At 32.4% G+C, this 17,023-nt stretch carries 12 protein-coding genes; 5 read left to right on the forward strand and 7 right to left on the reverse strand.

The window, feature by feature from the left end; genetic code table 11:
* Position 1: 1 nt before the first annotated feature.
* The 4 genes from murA to QYS49_RS13600 all read left to right on the forward strand — a co-directional run bounded on the left by murA (position 2) and on the right by QYS49_RS13600 (position 4,076).
* Entirely contained in the window at positions 2–1,309 is a 1,308-nt protein-coding gene (murA, locus tag QYS49_RS13585; protein ID WP_308348007.1) for a UDP-N-acetylglucosamine 1-carboxyvinyltransferase, read from the forward strand.
* Positions 1,310–1,551: 242 nt separating this feature from the next.
* Positions 1,552–1,941, forward strand: coding sequence for a rhodanese-like domain-containing protein (locus tag QYS49_RS13590; protein WP_308348009.1), 390 nt, complete (start codon positions 1,552–1,554; stop codon positions 1,939–1,941).
* Positions 1,938–2,693, forward strand: coding sequence for an EI24 domain-containing protein (locus QYS49_RS13595; RefSeq protein WP_308348010.1), 756 nt, complete (start codon positions 1,938–1,940; stop codon positions 2,691–2,693). Before QYS49_RS13590 ends, QYS49_RS13595 begins: the two co-directional genes overlap by 4 nt.
* Positions 2,694–2,720: 27 nt before the next feature.
* On the forward strand, positions 2,721–4,076 hold the full coding sequence (locus QYS49_RS13600; RefSeq protein ID WP_308348011.1) for an NAD-dependent succinate-semialdehyde dehydrogenase: 1,356 nt from the start codon (positions 2,721–2,723) through the stop codon (positions 4,074–4,076).
* Between the two features lie 353 nt (positions 4,077–4,429).
* Here QYS49_RS13600 and QYS49_RS13605 read toward each other — a convergent pair whose 3' ends face one another.
* The 3 genes from QYS49_RS13605 to QYS49_RS13615 form a co-directional block, all read right to left on the reverse strand.
* A complete protein-coding gene (locus QYS49_RS13605) occupies positions 4,430–5,521 on the reverse strand; it encodes an MFS transporter (RefSeq protein WP_308348013.1) in 1,092 nt (363 codons plus the stop codon).
* A gap of 177 nt (positions 5,522–5,698) precedes the next feature.
* Complete coding sequence (locus QYS49_RS13610; protein WP_308348014.1) at positions 5,699–7,000, reverse strand: amidohydrolase family protein; 1,302 nt, start codon at positions 6,998–7,000, stop codon at positions 5,699–5,701.
* A 6-nt stretch (positions 7,001–7,006) separates the two neighbouring features.
* The gene (locus QYS49_RS13615; protein ID WP_308348016.1) at positions 7,007–10,036 is read right to left on the reverse strand and encodes an amidohydrolase family protein; all 3,030 of its coding nucleotides are present in this window, start codon (positions 10,034–10,036) and stop codon (positions 7,007–7,009) included.
* Positions 10,037–10,280: 244 nt separating this feature from the next.
* On the opposite strand from QYS49_RS13615, the gene QYS49_RS13620 reads away from it, so the two are divergent.
* On the forward strand, positions 10,281–11,858 hold the full coding sequence (locus tag QYS49_RS13620; RefSeq protein WP_308348018.1) for a GAF domain-containing protein: 1,578 nt from the start codon (positions 10,281–10,283) through the stop codon (positions 11,856–11,858).
* Positions 11,859–11,939: 81 nt separating this feature from the next.
* On the opposite strand, the gene QYS49_RS13625 is transcribed toward QYS49_RS13620, so the two are convergent.
* The 4 genes from QYS49_RS13625 to QYS49_RS13640 form a co-directional block, all read right to left on the reverse strand.
* Positions 11,940–14,051: a peptidase domain-containing ABC transporter gene (locus QYS49_RS13625; protein ID WP_308348019.1), complete on the reverse strand. Its 2,112-nt coding sequence runs from the start codon at positions 14,049–14,051 to the stop codon at positions 11,940–11,942.
* A 158-nt stretch (positions 14,052–14,209) separates the two neighbouring features.
* Entirely contained in the window at positions 14,210–14,689 is a 480-nt protein-coding gene (locus QYS49_RS13630) for a peroxiredoxin family protein (protein WP_308348020.1), read from the reverse strand.
* Positions 14,689–15,327: a hypothetical protein gene (locus tag QYS49_RS13635; RefSeq protein ID WP_308348021.1), complete on the reverse strand. Its 639-nt coding sequence runs from the start codon at positions 15,325–15,327 to the stop codon at positions 14,689–14,691. The genes QYS49_RS13630 and QYS49_RS13635 overlap by 1 nt, the downstream gene beginning before the upstream one ends.
* 811 nt (positions 15,328–16,138) lie before the next feature.
* Positions 16,139–16,846, reverse strand: coding sequence for an ATP-binding cassette domain-containing protein (locus QYS49_RS13640; protein ID WP_308348023.1), 708 nt, complete (start codon positions 16,844–16,846; stop codon positions 16,139–16,141).
* Positions 16,847–17,023 lie beyond the last annotated feature (177 nt).

A 17,023-nucleotide genomic window follows, 5' to 3' on the forward strand; every position in this document is an offset into this window, starting at 1 on the left:
GATGGCATCATTTAAAATTACCGGAGGGCAAAGGCTTTCCGGTGAAATTCACCCACAAGGCGCAAAAAATGAAGCATTACAAATTCTTTGTGCTGTTTTATTAACTCCCCAAAAAGTCACCCTTCATAAAGTACCCAATATAGTAGACGTCAATAAATTAATTGACTTACTAAAAGATTTGGGAGTTGAGGTAAATCAGATTGGAGAAGAAAGCTACGAATTTACGGCTAAAAAAGTAAATCTAGATTTCTTTGGAACTGCTGAATACACTAAAAAAGCAGCTTCTTTGAGAGGCTCTATTATGCTATTAGGGCCACTTTTGGCAAGGTTCGGAAAAGCCATGATCCCCAAGCCAGGTGGAGACAAAATTGGGAGAAGAAGATTAGATACTCACTTTATCGGTTTTCAAAAATTAGGAGCCAAATTTCTCTTTGAATCAGAAAAGAATTATTACCATATAGATGCTTCCAGCTTAAAAGGCGCCTACATTCATTTGGATGAAGCTTCCGTAACGGGGACAGCCAATATCGTAATGGCCGCTTCCATGGCAGAAGGAAAGACTACCATTTACAATGCGGCATGTGAGCCATATCTACAACAACTTTGCAAAATGTTGGTGAGAATGGGTGCAAAAATTGACGGGATTGGATCCAACCTCTTACACATTCAAGGTGTAAAAGAATTAAAAGGTACTGAGCATACTATGCTCCCTGATATGATTGAAATCGGTAGTTTCATAGGCTTAGCTGCCATGACGCAATCTGAAATTACCATCAAAAATGCAGGTGTTGAACATTTAGGTATTATTCCGGAAACTTTTCAAAGACTAGGAATCAAAATGGAATTTAGAGGAGATGATATTTTCATTCCTTCTCAACAGCATTATGAAATAGAAACTTTTATTGACGGTTCTATTATGACCATAGCAGATGCGATTTGGCCAGGCTTCACTCCTGATTTATTAAGCATTGTTTTAGTAGTAGCTACTCAAGCTAAAGGAACCGTTCTAGTGCATCAAAAAATGTTTGAAAGTAGATTGTTCTTTGTTGATAAATTAATCGACATGGGAGCCCAAATCATTTTATGTGATCCGCATAGAGCTACGGTAATCGGGCTTGATAGACAAATTAACTTAAGAGGAATCTCCATGACTTCGCCAGATATCAGAGCTGGTGTTTCTTTATTAATAGCGGCTTTATCTGCTGAAGGAGAAAGTACTATTCATAACGTGGAACAAATAGATAGAGGTTATCAGAATATCGATACTAGATTGAATGCATTGGGGGCAAAGATCGAGAGGATTGATTAAAAACCCCTAACCCCCAAGGGAGAAATATGCATCAGAGGAAATTGATGGCTAGCACTACCATTAAATTATTTCCCTTCGGTCGTAATAACGAATATTAATTACGGTATCAGTTAAAAGTATACTCTAAAAACTACAAAACCCTAGTCTTGACTCTAGATTCATGAATCTTTAAATGGTAACCTTTGCTACGTTGAATTTTATTTAAAGTATTACGTTTGTATATTAGAATTAAATATATTTTTATGAAAACGCTATTCACTTTTATAGTATCAGCATTTCTTTTCTCAGCATGTTCTCAAGGCAATGCTCAGGAAAACATCACAGTTAGTGAATTAAATGCTATTGAATTCAATTCAGACGACAGTAAAGTTGTTCTGGATGTTAGAACTGCACAGGAATATGCTGAAGGCAAAATTGCAGGTAGCAAAAATTTGGATGTATTGAAGACTGATTTATTCACTACTTCCATTGAAAAACTTGATAAGAACAAGACCTATTATGTGATTTGTCGATCAGGAAGTAGAAGTCTAAAAGCTGCAAATCAAATGAAAGAAGCTGGATTTAAAAATGTAGTAAACATTTCTGGAGGAATGCAAGCTTGGGAAGCAGCAAATTTCCCTGTTGAAAAATGAGAAAGTTTTTCCAGGAATTTAGTCAATCAACAGTAGCATATTTTGAAGCCTTTCAATTTGTACGAAAACACAATCTGAAAGGCTTTATTTTGAGTGCTGCTTTCTTCAACCTTTTTGCTTTCTTTTTTGTAGGGATTTTTGCCTGGATTTATACCGGTAAACTAATCGACTTAATTTACACTACTTTTAATTTCCCTGATGATTGGGAAGAATGGGGAAATGTATTGCAAATTCTAACTGCAATCTTTATTCGAATCCTTCTCATTTCATTGTATATAAATCTCTATAAATACATAGTTCTTATCATATTTGCTCCAGTTTTGGCTATTCTATCAGAGCGGAGTCAAAACATTTTAAATCAACAAAAGAAGTCCATTAATTTAATTCGATTGATTTCTGAAATTGGCAGAGGTATGATTATGGGCATTGTCTTAATAAACCTCAATATTATAATTTACCTTTCTTTAGTAGTTTTAAGTATAGCCATTCCTTTCCTAGCTCCTGCCTTTGCAATTTTAGTTTTTCTTGTTGAGAGCTTTTTCTTTGGTGCTTCTATGCTCGATTATAGAAATGAATACTTTCAATTAAGTGTGAAATCGAGTTTAAAGAAAATTTTTGAACATAAAGGTTTGGTTTTAGGTAACGGTTTAGCTTTAAATCTGTTTATACTAATACCTTTTATTGGAGTTTTATTTGCACCTTCCTTTGCTTTAATAGCAGCAGGAATTCATGCAAATAAAGTCATACGATAAGTTTTTAAACTAAACCACTAATCTATTATGGCAATTGAAAGCAGAAATCCTTATAATAATGAAGTTGTAAAAACATTTCAAGAAGAAACTGATAATCAAGTATTTGATAAAATTGAATTAGCTGAAACTACTTACAGAGAATGGAAAACCACCAATTTCACCCATAGGAAAGAGTTAATGCTAAAAACAGCAGTTCTTCTTCGAGATAGAAAAGAACAATATGCTAATTTGATGACTTTAGAAATGGGTAAAGCTAAAAGAGAAGCTATTGGTGAGATTGAAAAATGTGCTTTGGCCTGTGATTATTATGCTGAAAATGCTGAAAAATTCCTTTCCAATAAAAAATTGGATGTTCCAGAAGGTGAAGCCTATGTTGCTCATGACCCCATTGGAATTGTTTTGGCCATAATGCCATGGAATTTCCCATTTTGGCAAGTATTCCGTTTTCTAGCCCCTAATTTAATGGCAGGAAATGTGGGTTTGTTAAAACATGCTTCAAATGTTCCGCAATGTGCATTAGCCATTGAAGAAGTTCTGGTAGATGCTGGTTTTCCTAAAGGATGTTTTCAAACACTACTAATATCTTCTTCTAAAGTCAATATGATTTTAGATGATGAGCGAGTGAAAGCTGCTACACTAACGGGCAGCGAAGGAGCAGGAAGTAAAGTAGCAGAGAGAGCAGGCAAAAATCTAAAGAAAACGGTTTTAGAATTAGGTGGAAGTGATCCTTTCATTGTTCTAAAAGATGCTGATATAGAAAAAGCTGCGAAAACAGGTACTAAAGCCAGAATGATCAATAATGGTCAGAGTTGTATAGCCGCAAAGCGTTTTATTTTGGAAGAGTCTATAGCAGATGAATTCCTCGAAATTTTCAAAAGTGAATTTGAAAATATTAAAGTCGGAGACCCATCTAGTGATGAGTTTGACTATGGCTCTATGGCAAGAGAAGATTTAGCGGAAGAACTGGAAGAGCAAGTAAATAAATCTGTGAAAAAGGGGGCTAAAATATTAATTGGTGGTAAAAGAGATAAAGCCTTTTTTGAACCTACAATCCTAACCGATGTAAAAGCCGGAATGCCAGCTTATGAAGAAGAATTGTTTGGGCCCGTGGCAATCGTTTTAATCGCCAAAGATGAACAGCATGCAATAGAATTAGCCAATGACTCAAGATTTGGATTGGGAGGCTCTCTATGGAGTAAGGATCTAGATAAAGCTAAAAAACTTGTAAGAGAAGTGGAAAGTGGTGCCGTTTATATCAATAAACTCATGGCCTCGCATCCTGCAGTACCTTTTGGCGGAGTAAAAATGAGCGGATACGGCAGGGAATTATCCGAAATGGGAATCAAAGAATTTGTTAATCAAAAAACGGTTTGGATTGATTAGGATCCGCTTTATTAATACTACAAACCTTCAAAACTAAACAATATTAGCTCGAAGAAGGCGGGCAGGAGGACAAAAAGGAAAAGTAGAAACTACAAAATATAATTTTGGGTATAAATATATTTAATATCTAAAACCTCAAATTTCCTCTAAAATAAAGCTATTTGAGGTTTTAGATATGATATAATTTTAAAATAAGAGACTTTATTTTTGCTATAAAAAAAATCAGAGTTTCATTTTAATTTTCAAGAGAACCCTGATTAATTTTAATTCAAAAAAGAAATGTCTGACACTAAAATGGTATCAGACATTTCTAATAATAACTCCTCCCCTTTACTCAATTATTATCTTATAAATTAAATTAACATCACATCAATTACACTATTTGGAATTTCAAATCCACAGAAAAACACCCCAACCCCAAATACTTTTTCCTTTACTGAAGTGTTTTGAAGAGCTAAAGGCAAAGCTGTTACATTAACCATAGCGTAAAATATAGCGAATACAGCTAATAAAATTAAAACAACTGTATTACTAGAGATAGTAAACACTCCTATTGTACTTATTCCAGCAAAAATTAATCCTGTTATTAATAATTTAATAATGTTATCCTTAGAAACTCGTCTACTTATCACAATTGAGAATATGGCGGTTAACACCAACACAATTGATGAAATCCATTGACCGCTAAGCCCCACGATTGATTCGAGTTTATTTAAATAAGCAGGAAAAACTTCAATTATAATACCTGAGAATAAACCCATTCCCACACCTAATAAAATTACTTTAAACATATTAGATTTTGGATTATAATCATCAGGCCTTTCTTCTTTACCATTTACTGTGAGTTGCAATGAATTTTTTCTTAATAAATAACCAGAAATAGAAACAATAATACCCCCTACCGCAAAAGTTAATGCCCCTCCAAGGAAATCAATAATAGATACTATAACAGGTTCTAGTGAGTATAATAAATCCGAAACAATAGTTAAGGCTGCCACAGTTATGGGTAATTGTGAGCTAGGTGAAAATATTTCAATTGTGGAAATGGCTGGGCTAGTGAAAAGACTCATAGCAAATAACCAAAGAATGACCAATATAGGCAATGCGTATAATACAAAGGATTGAGGTGGATTAACTATTAGAGTAAAGGCAACCGTCATAAATATCATGGCAGCAAAACTCACTCCTAGTGTGATAATACGTAAACGATTACCAAATCTATCTCTGTATTTATCTCCTAAATAACCAGCTAATGGTGGTGTTATGATTAAAATGATAGCTTGAACCCAAATCAAAATTGGCTCAAATTCAGTCATGTCAAAAGTATCCAATAGAGCTGGTTGATAACGGTGATATGCTATCCAACCAATAATTACAGACGCATATAAAGCCAATAAGCTAGCTGTCTGTTTCCATTGAATTGATGAATTAGAATGTTGTTCCATGATTATAGTTTATCAGTTATGCCTAAAATACGAAAACTATGATAAGATTAGATTTCATGAAAGCAAAAATTTTTCATTACTCATTCATTTTAGTTTTCAATAAAAATAAAAGCCCGTATTTAATAAAACACGGGCTTTTGAAAAAAAATTTGATGAATTCAAATTGATATATAATTATTAATCATCATATTTTCCTTTAAATTTTTTGTACAATCTTTGTTGATGAGCATCTAATATCACTTCTCGACCTTCAATAAAGACATATTCCATCTGATTACCCTCCATATCTAAAATATCTCCTTTAGAAACTACAATAGAGGCAATTTTCCCTTTTTCTAAGCTTCCAATTTTATCATCTACTCCCATTATTTCAGCTGCATTTAAAGTCACCATTTTTAAAGCTTCTTCTTTTCCTAAACCATAAGCTGCTGCAGTTCCAACACTAAATGGCAAATTTCTGACTTGCATTACTTCTCCCCATTGACCGATCGCTACTTTTATGCCCGCTTTATGAAGTAAATTAGGTAATTGATAAGGCATATCCACAGGATCAGAAGTTCTGCTAGGCAATCTTAAAGTTTCTTCCACGATTACCGGAATATCATTCTCTTTTAAAAAATCTCTAACATAATAGGCTTCATCTCCACCTACTAAAACCACTTTCTTCACTCCCATTTCCAAAGCAAACTGAATAGATTGAAGAATTTCTTTTGCTCTATCGGTATGAATGTATAGACTTTTAGATCCATCAAATAAGCCTTTCATGGCTTCTAATTTCAAATTAGTAGTTTCCGGTTTAGAGATCTCGTGATAAGAAGCAGCATCTTTAAAGAATATTTTAACTTCTTCATATTCTTTATCATAATCTTCATTTTCTCTCCATTCGGTTTCTCCTAGCCACCATCTGGGATACTTCAATTTAGAAGGCCAATTCAAATGAATTCCTTCATCATTTTTCAGAACTGCATCTTCCCAGTTCCAAGCATCTAAATCCATTACCGAACTGCTACCTGAAATTCTACCACCCCTAGGAGTAGTTTGAGCATAAAGCACACCATTAAAACGAGTAGTCGGAATTATCTCTGAATCTGTATTATAAGCAATTAAAGCCCTTACATTAGGATTAAATTCTCCCGTTTCATCTTGATCTCTCGTTGCTCTTACAGCAGCTATTTCTTCTAAACCAATGATAGTATTACTGGCTATCAACCCTGGATAAACATGCTTACCTTCCGCTTTAATTACTTTAAATTTGGATAGATCCATTCGGATAGTGGTAGCATCTGCTACATTGGTGATTATACCATCTTCAAAAGTAATAACCGAATTCTCGATTACTTCTCCATTACCTAGATGCGCATAAGCATTCATTATAGCTATTGGCTCCTTTTGAGCTGCACCGGGTGCCGGTACTTGAGCCATGGCCGAAAGACTAAAAAGACTCAGTATTATTATTCCTATATATTTAAATATCTTCATTTCAGCTTATTTTAAAGATGAATAATTTTCAATTTCTGTTTCGCAATGGTAGATAATCTGTGATTTTGGCTTTGCCTTTTGAGTAGATTTACCATTTGATTTCTCTTCTTGCATTTTAGCCACTATTCGAGCTCTTTCAGCTTGAATAGCATCTAATTTCTCTTCCTGCTCATCTCTATCAAAAAATACTATCCCTTCAATAATGGTCTTTTCAGCTTTTGCATAAATAGAAAGTGGCTCATCACTCCAAAGAACAACATCCGCGTCTTTACCCACTTTGATACTTCCCATTCTTTCATCTAAATGCAATAGCTTAGCAGGATTTAAAGTTACCATTTTTAAGGCTTCTTCTACTGGTACTCCACCATATTTCATAGTTTTTCCAGCTTCCTGATTTAATCTTCTACCCATCTCGGCATCATCTGAATTAATGGCTGTCACCACTCCTTCTCCATGCATTAATGCAGCATTATAAGGAATAGCATCATTTACTTCAAACTTATAAGCCCACCAATCAGAAAAAGTAGACCCTCCAACTCCATGCTCTTTCATTTTATCAGCTAATTTATAGCCTTCTAAAATATGAGTGAAGGTATTGATTCTGAAACCATGTCGCTCAGCTACTTTCATTAGCATATTGATTTCAGATTGTACATATGAATGGCATGAAATAAACCTTTCACTATTTAGAATCTCAACTAAAGTTTCTAACTCCAAATCCTTTCTTGGAGCACTAGCATTCGCTTTATCTCTTTTAGATAAGGCATTATATTTTTTCCATTCTGCTTCGTATTCTTTAGCTCTGATAAAGGCATCTTCAAATACCTGTTCCACTCCCATTCTGGTTTGTGGAAAACGTACTGTATTTCTTTCACCCCAATTGGATTGTTTAACGTTCTCACCCAAGGCAAATTTGATGAATTTATCAGCCCATGAAATTTTCATCTCCTCAGGACTGTAACCCCATTTCAATTTGATAATAGCCGAACGGCCACCAATTGGATTAGCTGAACCATGCAACAATTGAGAAGCCACAACACCACCTGATAGTTGTCGGTAAATATTAATATCTTCTGAATCAACTACATCTTCTATATTTACTTCGGCTGTAACGGCTTCTGAACCTTCATTAACACCTCTACTGATGGCAATATGTGAATGTTCATCTATTATTCCTGGAGTTAAATGCTTTCCTGTTCCATCAATTTCTCTTGCACCAGATGCCGATAAATCTTTACCTACTTTAGCTATTTTCCCATTTTCCAATAAAACATCCGTATTTTCTAAAACACCATCCGCTTCATTAGTCCATACTGTAGCATTTTTAATTAGAATGGTTTCAGCTTGAGGTTTTTCTGTATTTCCGTGTGCAACAAAAGGATAAATCATTGACCCTAGCTCATTTTTATCTTCCTCTTTTTCTTCTTCCTTCTTTTCCTCTTCTGAATCTTCAGCTGATTCTTCATCATTTAAAGTAGCAGTCCATTGAACCCAACTTCCATCTGGCATTTTGGCATTTCCACTTAATCCTTCTTCTTTCAACCAACCAGACAATCTGATTTTACCTTCTTCTTCTTCTTTGCTTTCATCTTTAAAAGATAAGCTAATTAATTGCTTAGAAATCTCAGATTTCACATCGTAGGAAGTAGAATCATTTACTATTATTTTGAATTTTTCTTTACCTGGCTCTCCTTTAACTTCCATTTGATAACCATCACTGCCAACAGATAAAGTGTAATTCCCTGCTAATTCAGGTGAAGTATAATCTTGATATTTATAAGGATTACCTTGAACCCAGTTTTCATAGATTTTAGTATCCTTTTTAACTGGGCTGCCATCTGTAATAATAAAATTTGCATATTTCCCTTTAGTCAAACTCCCTAATTTATCTCCCATTTTAATGAACTGAGCAGGATTATAGGTTAATGCCTTTAAGGCTTGCTCTTCAGAAAGACCGGCTTCTAATGATTGAGAAATCATAGCAGAAAGTTTTGAAGCATCTTTCAAACCATCAGAAGTAATGGAATAAGTAATACCTTTATCAGCTACCATTTTTAAATTATAGGGTGCCATCTCCCAATGTTTCATTTCCCCTAGGCTAACATTCAAAGCATCAAAAGGATCTTCTACATCAATAGCTTCAGGATAATTTATAGGCAATATTAATTGAGCGTTAGTAGCCTTTATTTCATCTAACCTTTGATATTCATCACCATTTCCTTTAATGATATATTGTACTCCAAATTCATCTCCCAATTTATCAGCTCTTAATACATACAATTTATCACCTCCAGCCTCAAAAAATTGAGGGTAACTCTGATTATTATTAAAAGCATTCAAAGAAACATCTACCATCTCATTTTGGTTTGAATACCATTTAGCATCCAAATAAGTTTGTTTAATTAAAGCAATAGCTCCCATTAAGGATGAGGGATTATCTTGAGTAGAACTTCCTTTATCAAATGAAAAATGTTGAGAAGCATTTTCTTTCAACATAATTTCATTTTCCGGACCATCATGTAAAGCCACTACAGTACCTGTTCCTCTGACCAGGCCATCTTGGTTATGAGTTAAAACAACTCCAAATCCGGCTTTACGCATTCTTTCGGCTTCGGAATCACTAGTTTCAAATGCTTCATGAGCATTGAAATAAGCTTTTATAGCATCATTAGCGTTATAAGCACCATCTTTTTTGGGTCCTAATTGTGGACCAGGACTTCTATTATTCTCAGTCTTAGGCATTCCAATTTTACTAGACAATTCAATAAAAGAAGGATATATATGTTTTCCTTTTAGATCATGAATTATAGCTCCTTTAGGAACCTTAATGTCCTTCCCAGAAGCAATTACTTTTCCTTTTTGAATTATTAAAGTTGCACTTTCAATAGATGTTTGATAATCAATATGTAATGTTGCATTAATAAAGGCGTGCAAGCCAGGTCTTTCATCTTTTACACCATTCACTGTATAAGTTTCTTGTGCGTAAGAAGTGAATAACCAAAAGCTAAAACACACTAAAAGTATTTTTCTCATCATTGTATGTAATTTTAGTTTAAGAAATGAAAATAGTACTTTTTATATAATTAAATAATAAAAATAGCATCTATTATTTTATTGGTATTTTTAGATTATTAATGGATAGTAAAAACTAAAACAATTTATATTAGATTTATGAGTAAAAAAGCACATCTTGTCATGAGTTATATATGAAACAGGCCTTTGTTATGCCAATTTTATATTCTAAATTAATGTAGTTAATCCTATAAATTTTTCAAGAATTATGAGGAAATTTTTAAATAAGCACTTGATATCCATTGCCATATATGCAGTTTCAGCACTCATATTGTTAAGTGTTATACTTTCCTTCTACAATAAAAAAGTAATGAGTGATGCATTGGAAACCCAAAAACAAGCCGATATGGTAGTTAGAGTTTCTGAAAATACATTACTCAACATTCGTCAAATGGACATTAGCGCAAGAGGTTATGCTTTAATCCGTGAAGATGGTTTTTTATTCTGGAGTGTAGCAGATGCAAGAAGAGAAAATCGGGAAAATTTCAAGACTTTGGATAGTTTATTTGCTATTCAAGGTTATTCCGACCCTGTCAACTATCCAAAATTAAAGACTGGTTTTAAAAAATATGCGGATATGTATGAGGAAATGGTCAAGCATTTGAAAAATGATGATTTGGAAGCTTACAAAGAAATTTTAAGAAATGATTTTGGAAGGACATTCTGGCCCATCAACGCTGCCTTTACTTCCAGGTTGTATGATTTTGAAGATAAACTAGTTGAAAAAGCTCAAGATAGATATGAAGGGGCCATATTCCAAAATACTATCATCCAGTTATTACTTCTATTAATAGGCTTACCTACCCTGATCTTTATATTAATTAAATTAAGAAAAGATGAGAAAAACAGGACCGCATTATTACTCAATTTAAGAGAAAACAATAAGAAATATTTATTCAATGATGGTGATACCCGTTTTAGAGGTGCAGCAAAAATATTAAATGGTTCTATTGATAATCTTAAAAAAGCAGCACTTTATGTCAAAAAAGTAGCATCAGGAGAATATGATGTACAATGGGAAGGAATGACAGAAGAAAACAGAGAACTGAATAAAGAAAATCTTGCAGGACAGCTAATTGAAATGAAAAAGCAAATGCAATTAGCTGATATTGAAAACAAAAAACGTATTTGGTCAACGGAAGGGCTCTCTAAACTTACTGAAATTATTAGAAATAGTGAACAAGACACCAAAGACCTAACTTTTCAGTCTACTAAATACTTAACAGAATACTTAGGAGCACAACAAGGAAGCTTGTTCATCTTAGTTCAAGATGAAGACGATGAAAATCAAAAACATTTGGAACTGTCTGCTGCTTATGCATTTGATAGACGTAAATTCTTAGATAAAAAGCTTGAAATTGGACAAGGATTAGTTGGTCAAACCTATCGTGAAAGAGAAACTTTGTTATTAACCGAAATACCTCAAAATTATACATTTATTAAATCAGGGTTAGGAGACTCTACTCCTACATGCTTGGCTGTAGTTCCTATGTTGTACAATGATAATGTGCAAGCATTGATTGAATTAGCTTCCTTTAAAAAATTTGAAAAACATGAAGTTGAATTTTTAGAAAAGGCAGGTGAATACGTAGCATCAGCGATTGCAACTACTCAAAATAATGAAAAAACAAGAATTTTATTAGAGCAAATGCAACAGCAGGCGGAAGAAATGAGGGCTCAGGAAGAAGAATTGAGGCAGAACATGGAAGAGTTAGAAGCTACTCAAGAAGAGATGAGAAGAAAGGAAAAAATGATGGAGGAGAAAATGCAAAATTCAGACAACTAACTAATATTCTGAATTCTATCATGCAAATCATCAATGCTAAAATGCTATCTGATTAACAGATTCAGTAAAATTTTTTCTTCATTAAATAAGAGTTTCAGATTTGTCTTGAGAAGTAATGAAGCCATTTTCCAATCTGTAAATGTTGTCAGAGAAATTAGCAACATTCATTCTGTGGCTCACAAAAAGAATGATTTTTTCATTTTTTAATTGCTGCAATAAATTTAAAATAAACTGTTCTGTATTTCTGTCCATAGCAGATGTACCCTCATCAATCAGTAACAACTGCGGGTTTCTATATAGTGCTCTGGCTAAGCCCACTAACTGCTTTTGGCCTCCAGAAATATTGGTACCCTCTTCCCCTAGTAAAGTCATATAGCCTTGGGGGAAATTTCTAAAAAATTGATCGAAACCATATTCCCTACACCATTTTTCCGCATTTTCTAATTCAACCGGATTATCACTTAAGCATATATTAAAAAGTAAAAAATTATTGAAAATTTTAATATCCTGAGGAACGATTCCAATTAATTTCCTATACTGCTCTAACTTTATATCATTAATTGAAATTCCATTTATTTTGATGGATCCTTGTGAAGGACTGTAAAAACGTTGAACTAATTGAAAGATTGTACTTTTCCCTGCACCACTTTCTCCCAAAAGGGTGGTAATTCCCCCCTTCTTAATGACCATGTTGATTTGATTTAACAGATTTAAAGATCCAGGGTAATGAAAATTCAGGTTTTGTATTGTTAGTTCATTGATATTTTCGTTTTCAAAATTTAGACCACTTTTGTTTTCAGTATTTATCCCAGTAAATTCCTCCATTCTGTTGAAAGCAACTTTTGCTTCCTGAAACTGAATATTAAACAATGCTATTTGAGTTAAGGATGGTCCAATAGAACGAGATAGGGACAATAAAGCTACCATAGAACCAATTAAAATATCGCCATTCAATACCAAAAAGGATGCTAATGATATTACGCTTACAACAAGTAGTATTCCTGCAAACTCTGTCAAAAAACTAAATTTAACATGGATTTTACCTAACTTAAATATTTGTTCCTGAAAGTTTCTATATAAGGAAGTGGTTCCCTTATGAAAAAGATTAATGGTTCCAGTTGTCTTTACTTCTGCTATACCGCTAATTACATCTATATAATTGCTTTCATTTAAAGCATATGCACTCATTACATCCTTTTGTGTATTTATAATAGGCTTGTTCAATCGCCAGAGGATAAGACCATATACAGGTATAAAAATAGCAACTACAACTCCAACTTGCCATGAATATACAAAGACCCCTATTAATGAAATAATGATAATAAGAAATTCAATTAAAAGATTACCAATTAAATTACTGATGGAAGATTGAATACGCCTGGTATCGTTCATTCTCGCTACCATATCCCCTGTTTTTTTTGAATCAAAAAATGGTTTGGGTATGTGTAAAAGCGATTCAAAAAATGAAGCTATCATTCTGTTGTTAAAATCCTTGCTTTGTATGATCAAAAATGTTGACCGTACATAACTTAATCCCACCTTTATCAATAAAATACAGGCAAATAAAACCAGTCCAATGATGAGTTTGCCGACTTCTTTGGTAGGCAAAATAACATCAATCAACTTTTGGCTAAAAATGGCCGAGGCCAACGAAAATATAGCAATTAAAACACCTAAAAAAAGTGCCGCCAATAAGATATTAAGATCTTCCTTTACCCAACTGAGAAGGTTTTCGTATTTTTTCTTTTTGGATTTTACTTTCTCAAAATTCTTGTTGGGTGTTAACTTTAGCAAGGCCTTGGTTTGCCATACTTTTTCAAGTTTTTCTTTTGACCACAACTCTACCCCCCTGCCTGGATCATTAATTATTAATTGATCTTCCTGAAAACCATAAAGAACCACATAATGCTGTAATCTGTTTTCTAGAATCACATGTAAAATTGCAGGGCAATCCAATTCCTTTAAATTTTCAACTGACTCAGCTTCTAAACCTTCTACTTCAAAGTTCAAATCTTTTGCCCCTTGAAATAGTCCCAATAATTTAGTACCTGTTTGGGTAGTTCCAGTAATTCTTCTTAACTCATCAAGTGAATTGTACCCTCCATGAAATTTGATGATAGATGCCAAACAAGCAGGGCCACAATCTGATTGACCGTGTTGCTGAACGAAAAATTGGTTGAGTTTTTTAATCATTGGATTGCTTAGTTTAAATACCTGTCAAAAATTTCTTGGAGTAATGTAATCTGTCAAATTTAATTATATTAATAATCTAAATATCTTTAATCAACAGATGCTTTTTTAATCAAAAAATTGTGGAATTTTGGTAAAATGCAGTTTTTCTAATTTTTTCATCACTCCAAGACTTTCAAAATAGCTTCTATTTTCACCTCCCCTATGAAATGTTTTTTTAGTAAGCTGTTTTCATAAATAAAAGTTTGGGGTACTCCACCAGTAATTGTGTTGGTCAATAAATAAGGATCGACTTCAACATAATGCTGTGCAAGATTATATTGCTGAAGAAAATCAAGTGCATTCTTTTTAGGTTCAAATGAAGCTAACAGTAATTGATAGTGTTGAAACTTTTCTATATTCTCACTAATCTCTTTCATTTCCCATTGGCAGAAATGACAATCACTATTGAAATACATAAAAATAGTGGACTGTTCATTATTAGTTTCTTTTATTCCCAAAATATTTGTCAAAGAATTCAGGTTCTGAATTATCTCTTCTGAATGGTTTATTTTTTTCAATTTCATTACACTCGTGTAACCCATCCAACCTAATAAACCAACAATTAACAAGGACATTATAGATAAAACTATCTTTTTCATTACGCAGTCATATTTATTGACAAAAATGTTATAAATAAAATCCAAACTATTAAAGCAGAACCATAAACGGGCAAAGTAAATTTTAGCGCAGAATCATAATCCTTACTAGTAATTTTCTTAATACCTAAAGCAAGAACTAAGAGATAAATAAATTCAAAAATATTAATGGACTTTAGAGGGAAAATAAGCCATGAATCTAACTGAGAAGGGTCATATATGCTTAATAAAGAAAGGGGGGCAAAATATTGAATTTCTAACAAGGAGTGAGAAGTATCGAATAATCCAAACCAAACCAAAGAAAAAAAAGAAGGTAGAAGCCAAATAAAATCAGCTATCATTACAATTTTGAAAATTGACTTATAAGTTATATTTAAATTAAATATTATAGAGCCACAAAGAATCCAAAAAGATACAATTGACAACTCAATCAATTGCAATGCTGGAATTAACAAATAATTTACCCAAGACCATTCATTTTTTATACTAATCAATTTCAATATGCGATCATAACTTAATTGATTACTGTAATGATCTTTAATTAAGGTATCCGTTATAAGAAATTCATTTGTTAGATAATATAAAATTAAATTGCACAATACTAGGATAAAAATTAAATATGAATTCTTAATTTCTGTCATTGTTTAATTGTTTTGATTTCGTATTAATTTTCTATAATAATATAATACTGTTAGTCCAATACACAGATAAATAAAATTTAGTGTAGTTATATTTAATCCTGTAGAATTAATAGGTACCAATTGTTTAATCTCTGAAGTTGAAGTAAATAATTTATATCCCCAAAACATCTGCATAAATGGATTAAATGCATCTGAAATAAGAAAAATACTTGAAATTGGAAGAAATATTAAACAACCAATAAATACAGTGAGCTTATGGATAACAATAGATAACACATATAGAATTATTATCAACATTGAACTAAATAAAAAAGTAATTGGGATTTGTTCAATTAAAGAAAGATGGCTTCTATTATCAGGTACTATTTCAAAATCTGGTCTTAGTACATACAATAATTCAGAAAAAGCAACAATTAATGCTATAATGATTATATATGTAAACATTGCAAAAAATAGAATTATCAATATCTTTATTATATCGATGTTAAACATTGAATAGGGAGATCGTTTTAGTAGGTCAAAACCATTTGATGCTTTTTCCATATTATTTACTGTAGATATTATTAGTCCAATAAAAAATGGAAATAAAAAAGAAACCATTGCAAGAAAACTACTATAGGTATATAGCCATTTATTTTGTATTTTACTAAATTCGTATTCCGATAGAAACCTTGTAGCATCTTTGGAAAAAACTGAATATGAAAATATAATAATTAAACCTATCACTATAGATGAAATAAGCCAAATTGATTTTAATTTACTGATCTTAAATAGCTCGGATAAAAATAGGTTCTTTTGAAATGTTATATAATTAATAATTACATTCATTGTAGATTTCATGAACGGTTTTAGTATTATTTTCTAAATCTGTATTATTATAATTAATACTTCCATTTTTTAAATGTATTAATGAATTACAAATTCTATCTAAAAAATCAAAATCATGACCTGCTACCATAAATGTCACATTATATTGGCTATTAAGAAAGAGAATCAATGAAATCAAATCTTCAACACCTGATTGATCTAACCCATTTGTTGGTTCATCTAAAACTATTAAATCTGGTTCATGTATGAAAGCAAATCCAATTCCTAGTCTTTGTCTCATACCTAATGAAATTGATTTAACAAGTTTATTTTTTACTTTCTTTAAATTTACAATATCTAATATTTTATTAATTTTGTAAGCAGGCAATCCATATAAAATTGAAATGTACTTTAAATTATCCTCTATAGACAAATGTTTATAAACATTTGCCTCGCCTACTAAAAAACCAGCAACCTTACTAAATTCTCGATTATTGTATAATATAGCATTCTTCTGATTGAAATGAATCTGCCCACAATCAGGAAAATAATTTCTACTAATCACTTTGATTAAAGAGGTCTTACCACTTCCATTTGATCCAATAATACCTAGAATTGCATTTTTACTAATAGAAAAGCTAATATCCTTAAGGATATTAGCTTTATTGATAGTTAAAAATATGGATTTTACTTCGAGAAGTACTTTTTCCATTTAAATTAACTTTGACTTAAAAAGTGGACATATACGCTGCCGAACAAGAAGACCAAGCTGATGATGCACTTTCTCCATATTCCATTAAAGTTGCTGCACATGGCAATACAAAATTAATGTAATCATTTCCACCTTCAATTTTTTCTAAACTAATCTCATTTAAATTTTTCATAATAA

The organism is Marivirga salinae, from assembly GCF_030503855.1.
GTDB lineage: Bacteria > Bacteroidota > Bacteroidia > Cytophagales > Cyclobacteriaceae > Marivirga > Marivirga salinarum.

Coding starts and splice junctions, on each gene's coding strand:
- QYS49_RS13620 (WP_308348018.1), top strand. CDS start 10,281: ATGAGGAAATTTTTAAATAAGCACTTGATATCCATTGCCATATATGCA.
- QYS49_RS13630 (WP_308348020.1), bottom strand. CDS start 14,689: ATGAAAAAGATAGTTTTATCTATAATGTCCTTGTTAATTGTTGGTTTA.
- QYS49_RS13635 (WP_308348021.1), bottom strand. CDS start 15,327: ATGACAGAAATTAAGAATTCATATTTAATTTTTATCCTAGTATTGTGC.
- QYS49_RS13605 (WP_308348013.1), bottom strand. CDS start 5,521: ATGGAACAACATTCTAATTCATCAATTCAATGGAAACAGACAGCTAGC.
- murA (WP_308348007.1), top strand. CDS start 2: ATGGCATCATTTAAAATTACCGGAGGGCAAAGGCTTTCCGGTGAAATT.
- QYS49_RS13625 (WP_308348019.1), bottom strand. CDS start 14,051: ATGATTAAAAAACTCAACCAATTTTTCGTTCAGCAACACGGTCAATCA.
- QYS49_RS13610 (WP_308348014.1), bottom strand. CDS start 7,000: ATGAAGATATTTAAATATATAGGAATAATAATACTGAGTCTTTTTAGT.
- QYS49_RS13595 (WP_308348010.1), top strand. CDS start 1,938: ATGAGAAAGTTTTTCCAGGAATTTAGTCAATCAACAGTAGCATATTTT.
- QYS49_RS13600 (WP_308348011.1), top strand. CDS start 2,721: ATGGCAATTGAAAGCAGAAATCCTTATAATAATGAAGTTGTAAAAACA.
- QYS49_RS13640 (WP_308348023.1), bottom strand. CDS start 16,846: ATGGAAAAAGTACTTCTCGAAGTAAAATCCATATTTTTAACTATCAAT.
- QYS49_RS13590 (WP_308348009.1), top strand. CDS start 1,552: ATGAAAACGCTATTCACTTTTATAGTATCAGCATTTCTTTTCTCAGCA.
- QYS49_RS13615 (WP_308348016.1), bottom strand. CDS start 10,036: ATGATGAGAAAAATACTTTTAGTGTGTTTTAGCTTTTGGTTATTCACT.